Origin of the sequence: Lyngbya sp. CCY1209 (assembly GCF_035615495.1) — a bacterium.
Lineage (GTDB): Bacteria > Cyanobacteriota > Cyanobacteriia > Cyanobacteriales > Microcoleaceae > Limnospira.
Genome location: NZ_JAJENU010000484.1, coordinates 1 through 17253 on the forward strand (window position 1 = coordinate 1; position 17253 = coordinate 17253).

Here is a 17253-nt window from a genome sequence, read left to right on the forward strand (position 1 = left end):
GGACGGCTTGCAGCGCCCCCAGAAATAGCAATCATGAGCGAACCATTATAATCGGCATCACCAATCCAACCACAGTTGCTGCATTTGAACCGTTTGCCGCTGCGCTCTCCAATATGAAGGCAGCAATGACAGGTTTGCGACGTGTAGGCCGGATTGATCGTCATCAAAGGGATGCCTGCCACCAGTGCTTTATAGGTCAGAAACTGCCTCATTTGATAAAACGCCCAACTATTGGAGCGACGACGTTCAGTTGGACTGCGCCGCTGTTTGTTGGTGCGTTCTCTGATACCAGTCAAATCTTCCAAAACAATGGTGGCGTTCAGCGCCGCGGCTGTATCTACAATGCGTCTGCTGATCCTATGGTTCACCCAGACTTGAAAGCGCCGTTCTTTGCCGGACAGCCGTTTCAGGAGGCGTTTTGCCCCTTTCGTGCCCTTCCTTTGAATCGACGCTCGAACACGAGCCAATTTGTCACGAGTATTTTTGACTGGCTCACCACTCCACTTTTGACCATCGGACGTAACCGCGATGTCAGTTCGTCCCAGGTCAACACCCAGAAAATTAGTGGTTTTAGGGTTAACCTCCTGGTTGGCATAGTTGCAAGCATCAGCGAACGCCTGAAGCGTCGCCTCAAGATTAGAGGTTTGCTTCGGGGTCGGTTGAATCTTGCCAACTACGGTTAAGACCTGCTTCACGAGTCAAAAATACTCACATATGAACATAATACACCAAGGCGACTCAAGTCGCCGTTCGTTTTTCCTCCCTGCGCTAAAGCGACAGGGCTTCCAAACGTATCGAGTCATCTTCCGTGATGGGAGATCTGGGTGAGGTGGTCGATACAGGACCCCATGAGAAAGTAAACCACGACCATCGCGGCGGCGGAAATGGCCACCAAAATCCCCGCCAGGACGAAGGAAAACTCCCGATAGCGGGCGGCTTGCTGCATCAGATGCACGGACCAGGCCACCAGGGCGACGTCAATTATTAGAATAGGAATCAGCATAAGTTACGTTTCGTAACATTTCCTCTATTCTAACAGGAGTTTTGTAACTGAGCCGAGATTCAAAAATTTCCTCGGGCGGTGCGAGCAACCCCCCGAGGGGAGGAACTTACAGGGGTTGCGGGTCGAGATTTCGGGTCGGGATCTGGCGGTCGGCCAGATAAGATTTGATTTCCGAGACGCTTAACTGTCCGTAATGTAAGAGGGAGGCCAGCAGGGCGGCTTCGGCCCGTCCCTGGGTCAGGGCTTCGTAGATGTGCCCGCAGGTGCCCGCCCCCCCCGACGCGATCACCGGAATTTCGACAGTTTCGGCGATGGTTCGGGTCAATTCCAGGTCGTAGCCGGCTTGGGTTCCGTCCGCGTCCATACTCGTCACCAGAAGCTCTCCCGCGCCCCGTTTCGTCACTTCCTGCGCCCAGGCGATCGCGTCCAAGCCCGTATTTTCCCGGCCTCCCCGCACGAAAACGTCCCAACCGGGATTTTCCGGGTCGGTGCGGCGGCGGGCGTCGATCGCGACTACAATACACTGGGCACCGAAGCGATCGCTCGCCCGATTGATAAATTCCGGGTCGCGAACCGCCGCCGAGTTGATACTGACCTTATCGGCCCCCGCCCTTAACAAATTTTTAATTATCTCTAAGTTTTGGATACCCCCCCCGACGGTGAGGGGGATGAACACCTGTTCGGCGGTCCGGTAGACCACATCGATGATGATGTCCCGGTCTTCGTGGGTGGCGGTGATGTCCAGAAACACCAACTCATCGGCCCCCGCCTCGTTGTAGGCGGCGGCCAATTCCACCGGATCTCCGGCATCCTTGAGATCGACAAAGTTGACACCCTTGACCACCCGGCCCGCCTTCACATCCAGACAGGGCAAAATTCGTTTCGCCAGCATCGCAGTTCCTCAAACATCGGGGAAAAATTTTTCCCTATACAGTTTATATGAAGAGGGAATCGGGAGTCGGGAGTCGGGAGTCGGGGATGGGGGAAAATCTAAAATCTAAAATCTAAAATCTAAAATTCCATAAATTCCACAAATTCCATAACGGGAATTTGCTGTCGGAACCGGATCGATCGCCTCTGATCAGAAGTAGGGAATGTCGCAGATGTTCGGAAGGTTGGGGATGAAGCGAATTCGGAAGGGGTTGAGTGCGGCTATTGTCGGAATGGCGGCGATATTGATATTTTCAGGAAATGCGATCGCGCTGATGGCGGACCAAATCGATCGCCTCAGCCGCCGCATCACCGTCCGCATCGACGGCATCAATCCCGGTTCCGGGGTGATTATTGCCAGGGAAAATAATGTTTACTACGTCCTTACCGCCAACCACGTCGTTCGCAGTCCCGACGAATACACCATCGTCACCGACGGCGGGGAACGGTATCCCCTCAATTACGATCGCGTGATCAAATTGCCGGGAATCGATTTAGCTTTGTTGCAATTCGAGAGCGATCGCACCTATCCCGTCGCCGAAATTGCCGATTATAACTATGATGCCGACTCGCGACATATTTTTATTTCCGGCTGGCCGGAATCCCGCGATCGCCAATTTACCGCCGGGTTGCTGGTGAGCGAAGCCTACAAACTCGCCTTCGTGAAAGAACCCTTTTCCCGGGGTTACGATTTGTTTTATACCAATTTGACGGGGTTGGGAATGAGCGGGGCACCGATTTTGGATACCGAGGGCCGGGTGATCGGCATCCACGGGATGACGGAGGGTCAGATCCTCTACGATGAAACGACGCGAATGAGCGATCGCGTTTTGGTGGGGTACAGTGCGGGGATTCCGATTCGGCGATTTTTGCAGGCCGGAATTCGACTCAATTTGAACGTCAGCAGCGGCGAACCGCCGAGTCCCACGGCCGAAGAATTGGAGGCTATTTCGCGATATTTGCAAGTTCCGGAAGTGGACGATCGCTTCAGTGCGGTGGATTGGACGAACCGGGGAAACCAATTATATCGCTTGGAACGGTGGCGGGAGGCGTTGGAAGCCTTTGAACGGGCGATCGCTTTGCAGGCGGATTTTTACCCGGCTTGGTACGGTCGGGGGAATGCGTTATCTTCCTTGGGGCGGTACGATGAAGCGATGCAATCCTACGATCGCGCCACCCAACTCCATCCCAACTTTTATCCGGCATGGCGCGATCGCGGGGCGGTATTGATGTCCCTGAACCGGACGGATGAGGCGTTGCAATCTTTTGATCGCCTGATCGAAATCAAACCGGAGGATTACGGGATCTGGTATTTGCGGGGAAACCTGCTGATGAACCGGCGGCGGGACTACCGGGGGGCGGCGGAATCTTATGATCGCGCGATCGCTCTCAAACCCGATTTTATCCCGGCTTTGATGGCCCGGGGGGAGGCTTTATTTCGCCTCGGAAATTATGAGGGGGCGATGGTATCGGTGGAAAATGTCCTCGATCTCGACCCCGAATTGGGGGAGGTTTGGGTGTTGAAAGGGGCGATTTTGATGGAGTTGAGGCGGTATGGGGAAGCCCTCAATGCCTACAGTCGCGCCATTGAAATTGATGCTAATAATGCCCGGGGGTGGTTCGGGAAGGCGATCGCTTTGGCCCGACTCAACCGCGATCGGGAGGCCAGAACCGCCGCCATGCAGGCGTTACGCATCAATCCGGGCGATCGGGATATTATCGAGTTTTTGCGACGATTTCGAGAAACTGATACCGATTATCGTTGAACGGTGATGCGAGCTCCTATTTCCGTCCGCAGATTACGCAGATTACACAGATTATTGATTGCACTCCCCTCGCCCCAAATTGGGAGAGGGGTTGGGGGTGAGGGCTAATTTGCACTCCCCTCCCCCAAAATTGGGGGCTAATGTAATAGCAAAACCGGACAGTGGGCGAGGCGGGCCACCTGTCCGGCCACCGACCCGATCAAAACCCGTTTAACCCCCGTGTAGCCGTGGGTGGGCATGACGATCAATTCGATGCCCTTATCTTTTGCATAGTCTACAATTTCATGGCTGGGAGTGCCGATCGCAATTTGAATTTGAACCCCCTCGTAGCCGCGTTCCTGCAATTGGGTTTTCAGGGCGGCTTCGGCGTGTTGTCGGCGGGATTCGGAACTGACGGCTTTCCAAACCATCCCCGGTTCGGCGGGGTGCAATTTCGGCAAGACGTGCAGGACGTGAACTTGGGAGATATCTTTGACAAATTCTCGGGCGGGTTCGAGGGCGCCGAAAGACAGATCGGAGAAATCTGTCGGGACGAGGACTGCTGTTTTTTGAAGCCAATTCATATTAATTTTTTCTCTAATTTTTCAATCTCTGGCAATTGGCGATCGCATCCGATGGGAACGATCCCCCTAAATCCCCCTTCACAAGGGGGACTTTGATTCCCGATCGTACCTCATCGGCGGGAGAAATGCTATATTATTTTCAATTCCAGAGGTCGGCTCGGGCAAATATCGCCGGTCATTTCCTGACGGAGAAATCGTCATCAATTAGTCTGTCGCGCGCCATCGCCTTGTCGAAGCAATTGGAATCGGCATCATTACTTATGCAGAATTGCTTGATCCGAAAATATAACGGCAGTACAAGGGTTTTTGATCCGGGTCAATCTTTGGAATCATGGATATAATCATCGGTTTTCAGGGTGTTGAATTGGCATCCAGGTGAATCTCAACTTTTGCCCCCCAGTTGAGCTCCAATTGCAATTGGGCGCTGTCTCCGTTGGCGGCAATTTCCACCCAGCCGTGGGAACCGATCAGGGTCAGGAGGCTGCCGGGGTGGATGTCGCCGTAGGTTTTGCGACTGGGAATGACGGTGGGTCTGGGGGAGGTGGGAAATGTCACCGTCCAGGATGTTCCCGCCACCCGATCGCCCGGAATATTTGTAATTAAATTGCCGAAGCGATCGATATGTTGGATGCAGCCTGCGATGATGTTTTTTGTTTGTTTTGGATCGGGTAAGGAAAGGTCGGCGAGGGTGTCGCGATCGATGGGCGTCCCCAATTTTTCAATGGGAACGCCGCGGGCGAGGTGGGCGCCGGCGGGGGTGAAAATATCCCGGCCGTGAAAGGTGGTGCTGGGGTTCGGAGTTCGCCAATAGTCGGGGTTGTTCAATTCGATGGCGGTGATGATTTCCTGTTGTTTGATAAGACCGCCCAACAAGCCGTTATCCGGTCCGACGAGATAGCCGGTGGACAGTTGGATCGCGATCGCCCGCCGCCGGGTGCCCACGCCGGGATCGATGACGGCGACGTGAACGGTGCCCTCGGGAAAGTAGGGGTAAGCGTTGATCAGACAAAACCGTCCGGCTATGATATTTTGGGGGGGGATCTCGTGGGTGAGGTCGATGACGGTGAGGGTGGGGTCGATCTGGGCGACGACGCCTTTCATGATGCCGACGTAGACATCGTTGAGGCCAAAATCCGTGAGTAGGGTGACGATCCGGGATGGAGACATGGCAAGATTGCGAACGCTGAATATTACAATAGCGGGAGATTGAGATGCGATCGCACTCCGATCCGGGATGCGCCACAAAAGCCGCGATCGCCGGACTCCTCCCCAGCCACTCCCGCCCGCATTTAGACCAAACTGTACGGTCTGATTGTCTCGGCGGAGGCGGGGGGTTGGCAACATTCCTTTACAAAACGCCAAAAAAGTTAATAATGTTTTTTTTGATTAACGGGACGTTAACTCGGGGGCAAAACATTCTAAATTAAGAGGGAGGCTAATCTCGATCTCCAACATTTGCATTGAGACTGTATTAACTTCATCGGCGTTGGAAGGGGGATGAGCCATTCTGTACTGTATAACCATTGTTGAAAGAGCATCGAACGTGGATTTCAATTCCGAACCCAGGAGCGCGGTCGCAGAGCCAGACCGGCATTAAGTATCATCATTTGTTGTATCCGTCAATACCCAATTTGACCGATTTGTAATCTTAACCAAATCTTAATGTTTTCGGGTCGCGTTTTGCGATCGCCGTGTCCAATTTCGGAACCTTATTAAATCTCAGATGATGTTCTTCCTTGAGGAGATCTTCCGATGAAAAATAACGTCACTTCAGAAAACCGTAATGTCGCAATTGTCGGCCCCTATTTGAGCGGCAAAACCGCCCTGCTGGAGAGCCTGTTGTTCGCAACCGGAGCCGTCACCCGCAAAGGGACGGTTAAAGAGGGCAACCGCCTGGGGGACGGTGTCGCCGAGGCTCGCGATCGCGATATGAGCGTCGAAGTGAATGCCGCCAGTACCGAGTACGGCGGCATTCACTTTACCTTCCTCGACTGCCCGGGTTCGGTGGAATTTGCCCAAGAAACCTACAACGCTTTGATCGGAGCCGGACTAGCCGTCATCGTCTGCGAAGCCGACCCGAGCCGCATCCTCACCCTATCCCCCATTTTCAAGTTCCTCGACGACTGGGAAATCCCCCACATCGTCTTCATCAATAAAATGGATCGCGCCTTCGACGACGAAGAGGGCTGCACGACCAACTTTTTAGAGTTGTTGAACGCCCTAAAAACGGTGTCCGCCCGCCCGATCGTGCCGCAGCAATACCCGATCGCCAAGGGGTCTGAATTGGTCGGTTTTATCGACTTGGTGACGGAACAGGCCTACCACTACCACCCCGGCGCACCCTCCGACCCGGTGCCGATGCCCGAAGACCTCAAAGAGTTGGAACACATGGCCCGTCAGGAAATGTTGGAGGAACTCTCCAACTTCGACGACCACTTACTAGAAGAACTCCTCGAAGAGATCGAACCGCCCCAGGAAGAAATCGTCACAGATTTGAAAATGGAGTTGGGCGCCGATCTGATCGTCCCCGTCTTTTTGGGGGCGGCGGAGTTGGAATACGGGGTGCGATCGCTCCTCGATGCCCTGGTGCGGGAGGCTCCCGAACCCGGCCTGACGGCCGAACGGCGGGGACTCAAAGCCAAAGACGACTTCCCCATCGCCCAAGTTCTGAAAACCTTCTACACCCCCCAGGGCGGCAAACTCTCCCTGGTGCGGGTCTGGCAGGGGGAACTGACCGAAGGCATCGTCCTCAACGGCATCCGGGCGGCGGGGATGTACCGCCTGATGGGACAGCAAACCCAAGGTGTCCAGACCGCGAAAACCGGGGAAATCGTCGCCCTCGCCCGGATGGAGGGCATCCAAACCGGCGACACCCTGACCACGGAACCTGATCGCCTCAAAGATCCCCTGCCGAAAGCCGAGGTTCTGCCCCCCGTCTTCGCGTTGGCGATCGCCCCCGAAAACCGCAAAGATGAAGTCAAACTCAGCGCGGCCCTCAGTAAAATGATGGAGGAAGATCCCTCCCTCGCCTGGGAACAGCAGGGCGACACCCACGAAGTCATCCTCTGGGGACAGGGCGAAATTCACCTGCGCGTCACCCTCGATCGCCTGCGCCGCAAGTACAATCTGCCCATGACCACCCACGCGCCCCGGATTCCCTACAAGGAAACCATCCGCGGCAACACCAGCTCCCACGGGCGCTACAAGCACCAGAGCGGCGGGCACGGACAGTTTGGGGACGTCTACCTCGACATCACCCCCCTGCCCCGCGGCGAAGGGTTCAACTTCAGCGAAACCATCGTCGGCGGCGTGGTGCCGAAACAGTACATCCCCGGCGTGGAAATCGGCGTGCGGGAGTACCTGGAACAGGGGCCCCTGGGATTCCCGGTGGTGGATGTCTCCGTGACGCTCACCAACGGCTCTTACCACTCCGTTGACAGTTCCGAACAGGCGTTCAAACAGGCGGCGCGGCTGGCCATGCAGACGGGGATGGCCGAGTGCAACCCCACCTTGCTCGAACCCATCGCCTCGGTGGAGGTGTGCGCCCCCAACGAGTTCACCTCCCAACTGTTCCAGTTGATCACCACCCGCCGCGGCCAAATTTTGGGCTACGAACCGATCGCGGACTGGAAAGGGTGGGACCGGGTTTCGGCCTACCTGCCCCAGGCGGAAATGCAGGATCTGATCGTCGAGTTGCGATCGCTCACGATGGGCGTCGGCTACTTCAACTGGAAATTCGACCACCTCCAGGAAGTGCCGGACAAGCTGGCCGAACGGGTTCTGGCGACCTTTGCCGAAGAAGGCGACGGCAACGGCAAGTCGAAATAGTCTGAGATGGCAGGGGGGGCGCCGTGCCTTGCGCCCCTACCAAATTCTGGGTTCCCGGGCGTTTGCAGGGGGAAATTGTCTAAAATTGGGTCTGCCGGACTTCTCTGATTTCAGCTTTGGATGTCAGTATGATGGTCTAAGCCGATCGCAACGTTCGGCGAGATACTCAATCCCGTCCTCCGATTCAAAGCCCTCAGATGGAAATTGTCCTCACCCTCTCGATCCTCATTCTCGCCCTGATCAGTTTTGTCGTCGAATGGTTGCCCGTCGATCTGACCGCGATCGCCGTCACGGTCCTGTTAATGATGCTGGGGTTGGTGACGCCGGAAGAAGGGATTTCCGGCTTCGGCAACGCCGCCACCATCACCGTGATGGCCATGTTTATTCTCAGTGCCGGGATTACCCGCACGGGGGTGATTCAAATTGTCCGCGATCGCCTGATGAAATGGGGGGGAAACAATGCCAACCAGCAGTTGTTCGTGATGGGAATTTTGGTGGGGCCGATTTCCGCTTTCATCAATAACACGGCGGTCGTCGCCATTTTTCTGCCCATTATCGAAGATTGGTGCAATCAACAAAAAACCTCCCCCTCAAAATTGTTGATTCCCCTCTCCTATGCTTCAATTTTGGGTGGGATGATCACCGTCATCGGCACTTCGACCAATATTTTAGCCAGCGGTTTGTCCGAACAACTCGGTTACGGAACCTTCCACATTTTTCAGTTTACCCGGGTTGGGTTGTTGAGCTTTGTTTTGGGATTATTTTACATTACTTTTATTGCCCCCCGCTTCCTACCAAAACGCAAGTCTAACAGCCAAGATTTGATGGGGGAAGGCTACAAATTGCAGGAATATCTCAGCGAGGTGGTGGTCACGGAGCGATCGAGTTTGGTGGGACAAAGCCTGGGTCAGAGTGAGATTCAACGCAAGTTTGACCTCGACGTTTTGGAGTTAGTCCGCAACAAGATACACCTGCCCCAACCGTTGGGCGACAAGGTTTTGAAACCGGGGGATATTTTAATTATCCGCAGCACCCGCGATGACCTGCTTAAAATTCGCGAGGAACGGGGTTTGGATATTTTGCCCGATGTCAAGTTTCGGGAAGATTCGTTGCAGGAAGTGCTCAGTTCCGGGGAGGAAAAAATAGCGGAAGTTTTGATTCTTTCCAACTCCCGCCTGATCGGGACGACGTTGAAGGATCTGCGGTTCCGACAGCGCTACAATGCTACCGTTTTGGCGATCCGCCGCGGGGCGGAATTGGTGCAGGGACGGTTGGGGAAAATTCCCCTCCGGTTCGGGGATTTGCTGCTGGTGCAGGGTCCGAAACAGAGTTTTATCGGTTTGCAAACCACCCGGGAACTGTTGGTTCTCGAACAGCGCAATGTGGAAAATTTGCGGCAGAATAAAGCTGGGATCGCGATCGCCATTACGGTGGGCGTCGTCGGCTTGGCTGCTTTCAATGTCGTCCCCATCATGGTCGGTGCCTTGGCCGGCGTGATCCTGATGGTGGCCACCGGCTGTCTCAAACCCGGGGAAATTTACGGGGCCGTCCGCTGGGATGTGATTTTTCTGTTGGCCGGATTGATTCCCCTGGGAATTGCGATGGAAAATTCCGGGGCTACCCAATGGCTGGCTGACAACCTGGTGGCGATCGGGGGGAACCTTTCGGGCTACTGGGTGTTGACATTTTTCTTCATCATCACCGTCCTGCTGACGGAAATTTTGTCGAACAACGCGGCGGTGCTGTTGATGATTCCCATCGCCGTTAAAGTGGCCGAAACCTTGCAACTCAACCCCTATGCTTTCATGTTCGCCGTCACCCTGGCCGCTTCGTGCAGTTTCATGACTCCCATCGGCTACCAAACCAATACGATGGTTTACAGTCCCGGCGGATATAAGTTCTACGATTTCACGCGGGTCGGCGTTTTCCTGACCCTGTTGATGGCCATTTTTATTCCCCTGGCGATCGCTGGGTTTTACGGACTGTCCCCCCGGTAAATCAACCACCTTTATTCCTCAGATGTCTGAGGGGGCCGGTAGTGAATGTCGGGACGGTGGTTGTGATGGTGGATGTGAGATTCTTGGGTCAACTGTTCCAGCTTCAGCTCCAAAGCCGAGAGTCTCACTTCCAATTCTTCAAGCTTTTCCTGCTGAGGGGACATTCCCAGGTAGGCCCTCAAAGCATTAATGACCAGATCTGACTTTGATTGTCCCGTTATTGTTACCCGCGCCATGAGTGCTTCGTGTACCTCAGAAGGAATCCTGACCCCTAGGAATGGATTGGGCATGGTTTCAATTAGATCACATTTTTGACAATCAATGCCGATAGTTCATCGATAATAGCAGTCGCTTGTAAAAGCGCCCTCCATCTCATATATTAATTTGTAAAGACGAGAGTCAATACTCATATTTTTGTAAACTTTTTTTTCAAAACAAGACGGATTGTTAAGAAGTTTGAAGAAAATTTGATAACATTACGAAAACGTATGTTATCATAGCCGTCAATGTCCTGTCCGACAGGCGGCCGGGGGGCCAAAGCACCCTCGCCGGCCTGGCTCAAAGCCGATCCATCAAATACTAGAAGTGGGAGCAAACATGACCGTACAAGCACGACTCGACGAACGGCGCAATCCCGACAAAATTCTCATCGCCGACGATGAATCAGCCATCCGGCGCATTTTGACCACCCGCCTCTCGATGGTGGGTTACGGGGTCGTCGCCGCCGCCGACGGCCATCAGGCCATCGACCTGTTCGAGCGAGAAAGTCCCGACCTGGTGGTTTTGGATGTCATGATGCCGAAGCTCAACGGATACGGGGTGTGTCAAAAAATCCGAGCCATTTCAGATGTGCCCATCATCATGTTGACCGCCTTGGGAGACGTGGCCGATCGCATCACGGGTTTGGAACTCGGTGCAGACGACTACCTGACCAAACCCTTTTCTCCGAAAGAGTTGGAAGCTCGCATCCAGGCGATCCTGCGCCGTTTCAAAGATACGACGCTTCCCCAAGAACTCAGTCCCGAAGTGATCCAGGTGGACACCCTGCGGATCGACACGGTGAAACGGCGGGTGTACAAAGGGGACAAACTGATTCCGCTCACCTACATCGAGTTCAATTTGCTCGAACTGCTGTTCAAGCATTCCGGAGAAGCGGTTTCCCGTTCCGACATCCTGCAACAACTGTGGGGATACGCCCCCCGTCGCATCGCCGATATGCGGGTGGTGGACGTCCACGTGGCGCGGTTGCGGGCCAAAATCGAAACGGACCAGCGCAACCCCGAGTACATTCTCACCGTGCGGGGAATCGGCTATTCGTCCCAGCGGCTCGCCCCCGTCGAAGAGGCGATCGGGGCCTAGTCCGGTTTTCCAAAACAGACCGCTTTTGAAATGTCCGACATTTAATTGATTTGCCAATTTTTTCAATTTGATAAATTTTGTTTGAGGGCGGAACTCGTCCGCAAAAATTGAAGCCACTTGAATACAACCGAATTTTCCCATCCCGGCGATTTCATCGAAGTCGATATCCGGGGTGGGTTTCAATTGTCAGATCAAATCCGGATCGTCAATTTGAAAACAGAGTGGTGGCTCTCTTCGCTCCTGGGGACAATTGACCTTGACCCTTTTGTCCTTACCCTTGCTCCCCGCCTACACCCTACACCCTACACCCTACGCCCTCGAAAGTGGCGATCGGCCCGAGAGTGTGCAAAACTGAATCAGGTGGGCGCGTAGCCGGTCAACTCGAATCGCCGTGATTAAAACCATGCTCAAATTTTTCACTTGTTTTTTCTTGACGATCGCCCTGGTGTTTGCCGTCACCAACTGTAACGCCGGCACTCAGGCAGACATTCAACCCGAAAGCTACATCCGGGTTGACCAGTTCGGTTATCGTCCCCAAGACCCCAAAGTGGCGGTGATCGTCGATCCGGAAGTGGGGTTCAATGGCGAAGAAGAAGTCTCCCCCGGGACGACCTACGAAGTTTGGGATGCCGACTCCGAGCAAAAGGTTTATTCTGGGACGATCACGCCGTGGATGGACGGCCAGGTGCATTCCCAATCGGGCGATCGCGCCTGGTGGTTCGACTTTTCGGAGGTGCGGAAACCGGGGTCCTACTACATTTTGGATGGGGAAACGGGGGAGCGATCGTTTGAATTCGACATCGCCGAGGACGTTTACCGAGATGTTTTGATCGCAGCCACCCGCACCTATTATTATCAGCGCAGCGGCTTTCCCAAACAAGAACCCTACGCCGATCCGAGGTGGACCGACGGGGCGGCGTTTCTCGGGCCGGGACAGGACACGGAAGCCCGATTTGTCTATGACAAAGATAACCCCGAACTCGCCCGGGATATGCGCGGCGGTTGGTTCGACGCCGGAGATACCAACAAGTACGTCACATTTGCCAACCAACCCGTTCACCAACTCTTGAGCGCTTACTCCCAAAACCCGGAAATTTGGACGGACGATTTCAACATCCCGGAATCGGGAAATAACATCCCCGATCTGATCGACGAACTCAAATTTGAATTGGATTGGCTGAAGCGAATGCAGGACGATGATGGGGGAGTCTTCATCAAACTGGGAACGATCGATTACAATTCCGCCCGTCGCCCCAGCCTCGACAAACGCCCCCGATACTACGCGCCCAAATGTTCCTCCGCCAGTATCGCGACGGCGGGAATGTTCGCCCACGCCGCCCTGGTTTTTCAGGAATTTCCGGCTTTGAAATCCTACGCCGAAGATCTGCAAAAACGGGCGATCGCAGCCTGGAATTGGTATGAAAAAAATCCCAAAAGCGGCGAATGTGATTCCCAGACAATTAAAGCGGGAGATGCGGATCGAAGTATCGAGGAGCAGAAAGCGCGATCGGTGGCTTCCGGGGTTTACTTATTTGCCCTGACCGGAGAGCAGAAATACGAAGATGCCATCCGGGAAAATATCGGCGCGACCCGGGCATTTAATGAGGATACTTGGTCGAGATACGAACCCTTAGAAGGGGATGCCATGCTGTTTTATACCCGACTTCAAAAGGGGGATGAAGCCCTCAAAAAACAGATCCGCGATCGCTTTGCCCAAATGGTTGTCAACAACAAACTTTCCTACGGATTGAATCCCAGTCTCGACCCTTACCGGGCTTACATGACCGACCCCCAATATCACTGGGGAAGCAACCAAGTTGAATCCAATTATGGCAATACGAATTATGATGCCCTGCTGTACGACATCGACCCGAATAACCGAGAGAGTTACAAATCCCGCGCTTTAGCTCACATTAATTATGTGCACGGCGTCAATCCCCTCAATATGGTTTATCTGAGCAATATGTACGAATACGGTGCTGAGAAATCCGCCAATGAAATTTATCACGAATGGTTCGGAGGTGGCATCTACGACAACGCTTTGACCTCTCCCAGCGGGCCGGCGCCGGGTTATTTGACGGGGGGACCGAATCACAGTTATACCGGAGAGGCGAAACCGCCCGCTGGCGAACCGCGCATGAAGTCATACTTTGATGAAAACGATCCGAAGCAAAAATCTTGGGAAATCACCGAACCGGCCATTTATTATCAAAGTAGTTATATCAAACTGCTGTCCAATTTTGTGGGTTCGGAATAACCATGATTGTGCGAGGAACGTTGGAAACGGTGGCATTGAGACTTTCCCCGGGGGCGGATGTCCGCCGGGAACTGGAACAGATCGCAAAAAAAGAAGCGATCGGCGCCGGTTTCATCCTCGGTGCGGTGGGGAGTTTGTCGAAGGTTTGCCTGAGATTTGCCGGGGAAGAAACCCCCGCAGAATTGCCGGGAAAGCACGAAATTTTGACGCTTTCTGGAACCCTCGGGGAAGATGCCGTCCATTTACATATGACCGTCGCCAATTCCCGGGGCGAGTGCAGGGGGGGTCATGTGGTGTACGGGTGCGAGGTTTACACGACCCTAGAATTGGCGATCGGGTTGATACCGGAGGTGCGATTCAAACGGGTGTGGGATGAGGGAACCGGGTTCAAAGAATTGGGTGTATTTCCCATTTCCGAACCCCCGGTTTGAGCATCGATGGGGGCGGGCGATCGCCCGCCCCGATCAACTCATTTTTGAACCCGGGTGATGCGGTCAACTCTCCGACAGACAGCTAGGAGAGTTGTTTCCAGGTCGGTTCTTCTTTTTCAAAGTTCACGATCAGATTTCGCGGACGGGCAAACCATTCGGCGGGTAAGTTTTCAGCTTTAAATTCCTTATCATTTCCATGACCCCAATCTCTGGGGCGAAAATCGTAGTATTTTCGATCCTCAACTGAAGACATCAGATTGACATTTTGTTTGGTAACTAATATCCAGGCTTTTTCAATTGTTTTGAGTTTCTGTTTCGCTTTTTCCTCTATTTTCATGCGAAGGGACTGAACGGCAATCCCCGTCTCGTACAGATTTTCAATCTTTTGAAACTGTCGGACTGCTTCAGTCGTCCGAAATCCGTATAGGTGTGCGAATTGGGGATGGCGACCGAGCGGTTTTTCAAGCTCGGCGGCGAGATTCAGATAAAGTTTCAGATCGAGGATAATTTCCGCCACTTTCATTCGGACTTCATCGTTCAGGATGGCATCGTCACCGAAGCCGTAATCCTGTTTGAATTTCTTGACTCCTTCCAGAAGGGGTTCATTGTTTTGCAGGTATCCCAATCCCCGCAGGGCATCACCCAATTGTTCTGAAGTGTAATTGTAAGCAACCATGAATTTTGCTCCTTCACTTTTAGAGAAGTACCCCTGATTGCTTGAGTGATCCGGGAATTTTCCGGTCAATTTGACTGAAAATGGACGATCGCCCGATCGCCGCGAGTCGCGATGTCGGGTTCGGATGCCTGCGGGACGGGCGATCGCGCCCTCAACCCGCGTCGGTTTCCAACGCTTTCAGCAGCATTTCTCCCATTTCCCGACAGCCGACGGCTTTCATGCCTTCCGACATAATATCCCCCGTGCGGTAGCCCCAGTCGAGCACTTTCAACACCGCTTTTTCGATGCGATCGCTCGCTTCCGGCGCGTCCAAACCGTAGCGCAACATCATCGCCGCACTCAACACCTGGGCGAGGGGGTTGGCTTTATCCTGTCCAGCGATATCCGGGGCGGAACCGTGGACGGGTTCAAACAGCCCGGGTCCGGACGCCCCCAAACTCGCCGAGGGCAACATCCCGATACTCCCCGTCAGCATGGCGGCGGCGTCGGAGAGGATGTCGCCGAAGAGGTTGCCCGTGACGATGGTATCGAACTGTTTGGGCCGGCGCACCAGTTGCATGGCCGCGTTATCGACGTAGAGATGGGAGAGTTCGACGTCGGGGTAGTCTGTAGAGAGCTCGGTGATGCGATCGCGCCACAGTTGGGAGACGTCCAGGACGTTTGCCTTATCGACGGAACACAGCTTGCCGCCCCGTTTTTGTGCGGTTTCAAACCCCACCCGCCCGATGCGATCGATCTCCGACTCGGTGTAGGCCATCGTATTGACGCCGCGCTTTTCCCCCGTCTCCGTCTCAAAAATTCCCTTGGGCTGGCCGAAATAAACGCCCCCGGTGAGTTCCCGCACCACCATGATATCCACCCCGTCCACGATCTCCCGCTTCAGGGACGAGGCGTCAACCAGGTGGGGCAGAATCGTCGCCGGACGCAGGTTGGCGAACAACCCCAGACCCGCCCGCAGTCCCAACAGTCCCGTCTCGGGCCGCTGGTGGCGCGGCAAATTGTCCCACTTGTAACCCCCGATGGCGGCCAGCAAAACCGCATCGCTGTCGCGGCAGGCGGTCAAAGTTTCCTCCGGCAGGGGTTCCCCCGTGGCGTCGATCGCCGCGCCGCCCATCAACGCCTCTCGAAATTCAAAAGTCAGGTCCAATTGTTGGCCGACGGCGTTGAGGACATCTACCGCCACCGCCATAATTTCGGGGCCGATGCCGTCGCCGGAAAGGAGGGTGATGCGGTAGTGCTGGGTCATATTACGGTTGGGTCTGTCGCTCTCGATTGCAACATCCGATCATATCAGATGCGGGGTCGATCTCAGATCGTGTCGGTTAGAATTGTTTGAAAAAACGGATTCTGATATTTTCCGAACTTCGTATAAAGGAGTATGATTGAGCCAAGGTACGTTTGGTTCGGACAATGGAATATCATCGAATTTTGGTAGCCGTCGATCGCTCTTCTCAAAGCGAAGCCGTCTTTCGCAAAGCCCTCCACCTGGCGAAAGTCGAAGGGGCGCGGCTGAAGATTTTTCACTGTGTGGGGGTGTCTCCCCTGGCTTTCGGATCGTCCGGCGACCTGTACGGACAGGGGTTGGGGCGGGCGGCTAAAGTTCAGCAAGAATTGGTTCAGAAAGAAGTGAACGCGGTGAAAACGTGGTTGCAGGAGTTTGTGGACCGGTGCGAACAAGAGGACATCGAGGCTGAATTTGAGTACGAGATCGGCGAAGCCGGATATTGGATTCGGGAAATCGCGTTGGGTTGGGATGCGGATTTGGTGGTTCTCGGGCGTCGGGGGCGATCGGAGTTGGCGGAATTGTTTTTGGGTAGCGTCAGCAACCACGTCGTCCACCATCTCAAGTGTTCTGTGTTGATCGTCCAGCATCCCGACGATTAGTAAATTGGGGGGATATCGCCTTTTTTACGGGGTCTTTTTTTGAAAAAAATTCGCGGAACTTACGATAATTTTTAAGGTTAAATTGGGGCGCTATAGAAGTAGCAATAAACCCGGTTTCTACGAGAATCTTTGCATCCTCACCTAAGTTTTGGGAAGAAACCCGGTTTCTCAATATTAACGGGCGATCGCACTTTGGGAAGTGGCAAGAAACCGGGTTTCTCTGAGAATCTCCTTATCCTTACCGAGATAGTTTTAGAAACCCGGTTTCTCAATATTAAGGGGCGATCGCAACAAGATTTTTTAAACTTTAGATGTCATGATTATCTGCGATCTATTTAAAAGCGGTACAATCTTTGAGAAAGCGCAGTTTGCTCGAAACGAAGATCGAAAACTCCGATGCCATTTTGACACTGCAACCCGTCATCCAAGAATATGTGAAAAATCAAGATCGTGATGAAATTAAACTTGCAAATATAGCGAACTCAAAGTCCCCCTTTTCAAGGGGGATTTAGGGGGATCGAATATCAGTTGTTGAGGCGAAATCAAAGTCCCCCTTTTC

Annotated in this window: 15 protein-coding genes; 7 read left to right on the forward strand and 8 right to left on the reverse strand. The window is 53.9% G+C overall.

Going from position 1 to position 17253, the window contains the following annotated elements; genetic code table 11:
• The 3 genes from LKE08_RS15235 to hisF form a co-directional block, all read right to left on the reverse strand.
• A partial coding sequence (locus tag LKE08_RS15235; RefSeq protein ID WP_324705095.1) for a transposase occupies positions 1 to 695 on the reverse strand: 695 nt, incomplete at its 3' end.
• Between the two features lie 104 nt (positions 696 to 799).
• Positions 800 to 1003 carry a hypothetical protein gene (locus tag LKE08_RS15240; protein WP_324705096.1) on the reverse strand — a complete coding sequence of 68 codons (204 nt, stop codon included), beginning with the start codon at positions 1001 to 1003 and terminating at the stop codon, positions 800 to 802.
• Positions 1004 to 1109: 106 nt separating this feature from the next.
• A complete protein-coding gene (hisF, locus tag LKE08_RS15245; protein ID WP_324705097.1) occupies positions 1110 to 1895 on the reverse strand; it encodes an imidazole glycerol phosphate synthase subunit HisF in 786 nt (261 codons plus the stop codon).
• 211 nt (positions 1896 to 2106) lie between these two features.
• Between hisF and LKE08_RS15250 the strand changes: the two genes are divergently transcribed.
• The gene (locus LKE08_RS15250; protein WP_324705098.1) at positions 2107 to 3699 is read left to right on the forward strand and encodes a tetratricopeptide repeat protein; all 1593 of its coding nucleotides are present in this window, start codon (positions 2107 to 2109) and stop codon (positions 3697 to 3699) included.
• Positions 3700 to 3836: 137 nt separating this feature from the next.
• Here the strand turns inward: LKE08_RS15250 and LKE08_RS15255 are convergent, their stop codons facing one another.
• Together LKE08_RS15255 and LKE08_RS15260 are read right to left on the reverse strand one after the other, a co-directional pair.
• The gene (locus tag LKE08_RS15255; RefSeq protein WP_324705099.1) at positions 3837 to 4262 is read right to left on the reverse strand and encodes a universal stress protein; all 426 of its coding nucleotides are present in this window, start codon (positions 4260 to 4262) and stop codon (positions 3837 to 3839) included.
• 351 nt (positions 4263 to 4613) lie between these two features.
• Positions 4614 to 5429 carry an SAM-dependent chlorinase/fluorinase gene (locus LKE08_RS15260; RefSeq protein WP_324705100.1) on the reverse strand — a complete coding sequence of 272 codons (816 nt, stop codon included), beginning with the start codon at positions 5427 to 5429 and terminating at the stop codon, positions 4614 to 4616.
• Positions 5430 to 6014: 585 nt separating this feature from the next.
• Here LKE08_RS15260 and LKE08_RS15265 point away from each other — a divergent pair.
• Entirely contained in the window at positions 6015 to 8090 is a 2076-nt protein-coding gene (locus LKE08_RS15265) for an elongation factor G (protein WP_324705101.1), read from the forward strand.
• A gap of 197 nt (positions 8091 to 8287) precedes the next feature.
• Complete coding sequence (locus LKE08_RS15270) at positions 8288 to 10087, forward strand: SLC13 family permease (protein ID WP_324705102.1); 1800 nt, start codon at positions 8288 to 8290, stop codon at positions 10085 to 10087.
• Between the two features lie 11 nt (positions 10088 to 10098).
• On the opposite strand, the gene LKE08_RS15275 is transcribed toward LKE08_RS15270, so the two are convergent.
• Positions 10099 to 10251 (reverse strand): hypothetical protein, encoded by a 153-nt coding sequence (locus tag LKE08_RS15275; RefSeq protein WP_324705103.1) that lies wholly within the window; start codon positions 10249 to 10251, stop codon positions 10099 to 10101.
• Positions 10252 to 10684: 433 nt separating this feature from the next.
• Here LKE08_RS15275 and rpaB point away from each other — a divergent pair, with 433 nt between their 5' ends.
• The 3 genes from rpaB (at position 10685) to LKE08_RS15290 (ending at position 14134) form a co-directional block, all read left to right on the forward strand.
• Positions 10685 to 11446, forward strand: a complete 762-nt coding sequence (rpaB, locus tag LKE08_RS15280; protein ID WP_324705104.1) for a response regulator transcription factor RpaB — start codon at positions 10685 to 10687, stop codon at positions 11444 to 11446.
• Between the two features lie 403 nt (positions 11447 to 11849).
• Positions 11850 to 13703 (forward strand): glycoside hydrolase family 9 protein, encoded by a 1854-nt coding sequence (locus LKE08_RS15285; protein WP_324705105.1) that lies wholly within the window; start codon positions 11850 to 11852, stop codon positions 13701 to 13703.
• Positions 13704 to 13705: 2 nt separating this feature from the next.
• Positions 13706 to 14134: a PPC domain-containing DNA-binding protein gene (locus LKE08_RS15290; protein ID WP_324705106.1), complete on the forward strand. Its 429-nt coding sequence runs from the start codon at positions 13706 to 13708 to the stop codon at positions 14132 to 14134.
• 82 nt (positions 14135 to 14216) lie between these two features.
• Here the strand turns inward: LKE08_RS15290 and LKE08_RS15295 are convergent, their stop codons facing one another.
• Entirely contained in the window at positions 14217 to 14810 is a 594-nt protein-coding gene (locus LKE08_RS15295; RefSeq protein WP_324705107.1) for a hypothetical protein, read from the reverse strand.
• A gap of 151 nt (positions 14811 to 14961) precedes the next feature.
• Entirely contained in the window at positions 14962 to 16056 is a 1095-nt protein-coding gene (gene leuB, locus LKE08_RS15300) for a 3-isopropylmalate dehydrogenase (RefSeq protein WP_324705108.1), read from the reverse strand.
• Between the two features lie 164 nt (positions 16057 to 16220).
• Here leuB and LKE08_RS15305 point away from each other — a divergent pair, with 164 nt between their 5' ends.
• A complete protein-coding gene (locus LKE08_RS15305) occupies positions 16221 to 16694 on the forward strand; it encodes a universal stress protein (protein ID WP_324705109.1) in 474 nt (157 codons plus the stop codon).
• Positions 16695 to 17253: the final 559 nt, after the last annotated feature.

Coding starts and splice junctions, on each gene's coding strand:
- LKE08_RS15240 (WP_324705096.1), bottom strand. CDS start 1,003: ATGCTGATTCCTATTCTAATAATTGACGTCGCCCTGGTGGCCTGGTCC.
- hisF (WP_324705097.1), bottom strand. CDS start 1,895: ATGCTGGCGAAACGAATTTTGCCCTGTCTGGATGTGAAGGCGGGCCGG.
- LKE08_RS15250 (WP_324705098.1), top strand. CDS start 2,107: ATGTTCGGAAGGTTGGGGATGAAGCGAATTCGGAAGGGGTTGAGTGCG.
- LKE08_RS15255 (WP_324705099.1), bottom strand. CDS start 4,262: ATGAATTGGCTTCAAAAAACAGCAGTCCTCGTCCCGACAGATTTCTCC.
- LKE08_RS15260 (WP_324705100.1), bottom strand. CDS start 5,429: ATGTCTCCATCCCGGATCGTCACCCTACTCACGGATTTTGGCCTCAAC.
- LKE08_RS15265 (WP_324705101.1), top strand. CDS start 6,015: ATGAAAAATAACGTCACTTCAGAAAACCGTAATGTCGCAATTGTCGGC.
- LKE08_RS15270 (WP_324705102.1), top strand. CDS start 8,288: ATGGAAATTGTCCTCACCCTCTCGATCCTCATTCTCGCCCTGATCAGT.
- LKE08_RS15275 (WP_324705103.1), bottom strand. CDS start 10,251: ATGTCCCCTCAGCAGGAAAAGCTTGAAGAATTGGAAGTGAGACTCTCG.
- rpaB (WP_324705104.1), top strand. CDS start 10,685: ATGACCGTACAAGCACGACTCGACGAACGGCGCAATCCCGACAAAATT.
- LKE08_RS15285 (WP_324705105.1), top strand. CDS start 11,850: ATGCTCAAATTTTTCACTTGTTTTTTCTTGACGATCGCCCTGGTGTTT.
- LKE08_RS15290 (WP_324705106.1), top strand. CDS start 13,706: ATGATTGTGCGAGGAACGTTGGAAACGGTGGCATTGAGACTTTCCCCG.
- LKE08_RS15295 (WP_324705107.1), bottom strand. CDS start 14,810: ATGGTTGCTTACAATTACACTTCAGAACAATTGGGTGATGCCCTGCGG.
- leuB (WP_324705108.1), bottom strand. CDS start 16,056: ATGACCCAGCACTACCGCATCACCCTCCTTTCCGGCGACGGCATCGGC.
- LKE08_RS15305 (WP_324705109.1), top strand. CDS start 16,221: ATGGAATATCATCGAATTTTGGTAGCCGTCGATCGCTCTTCTCAAAGC.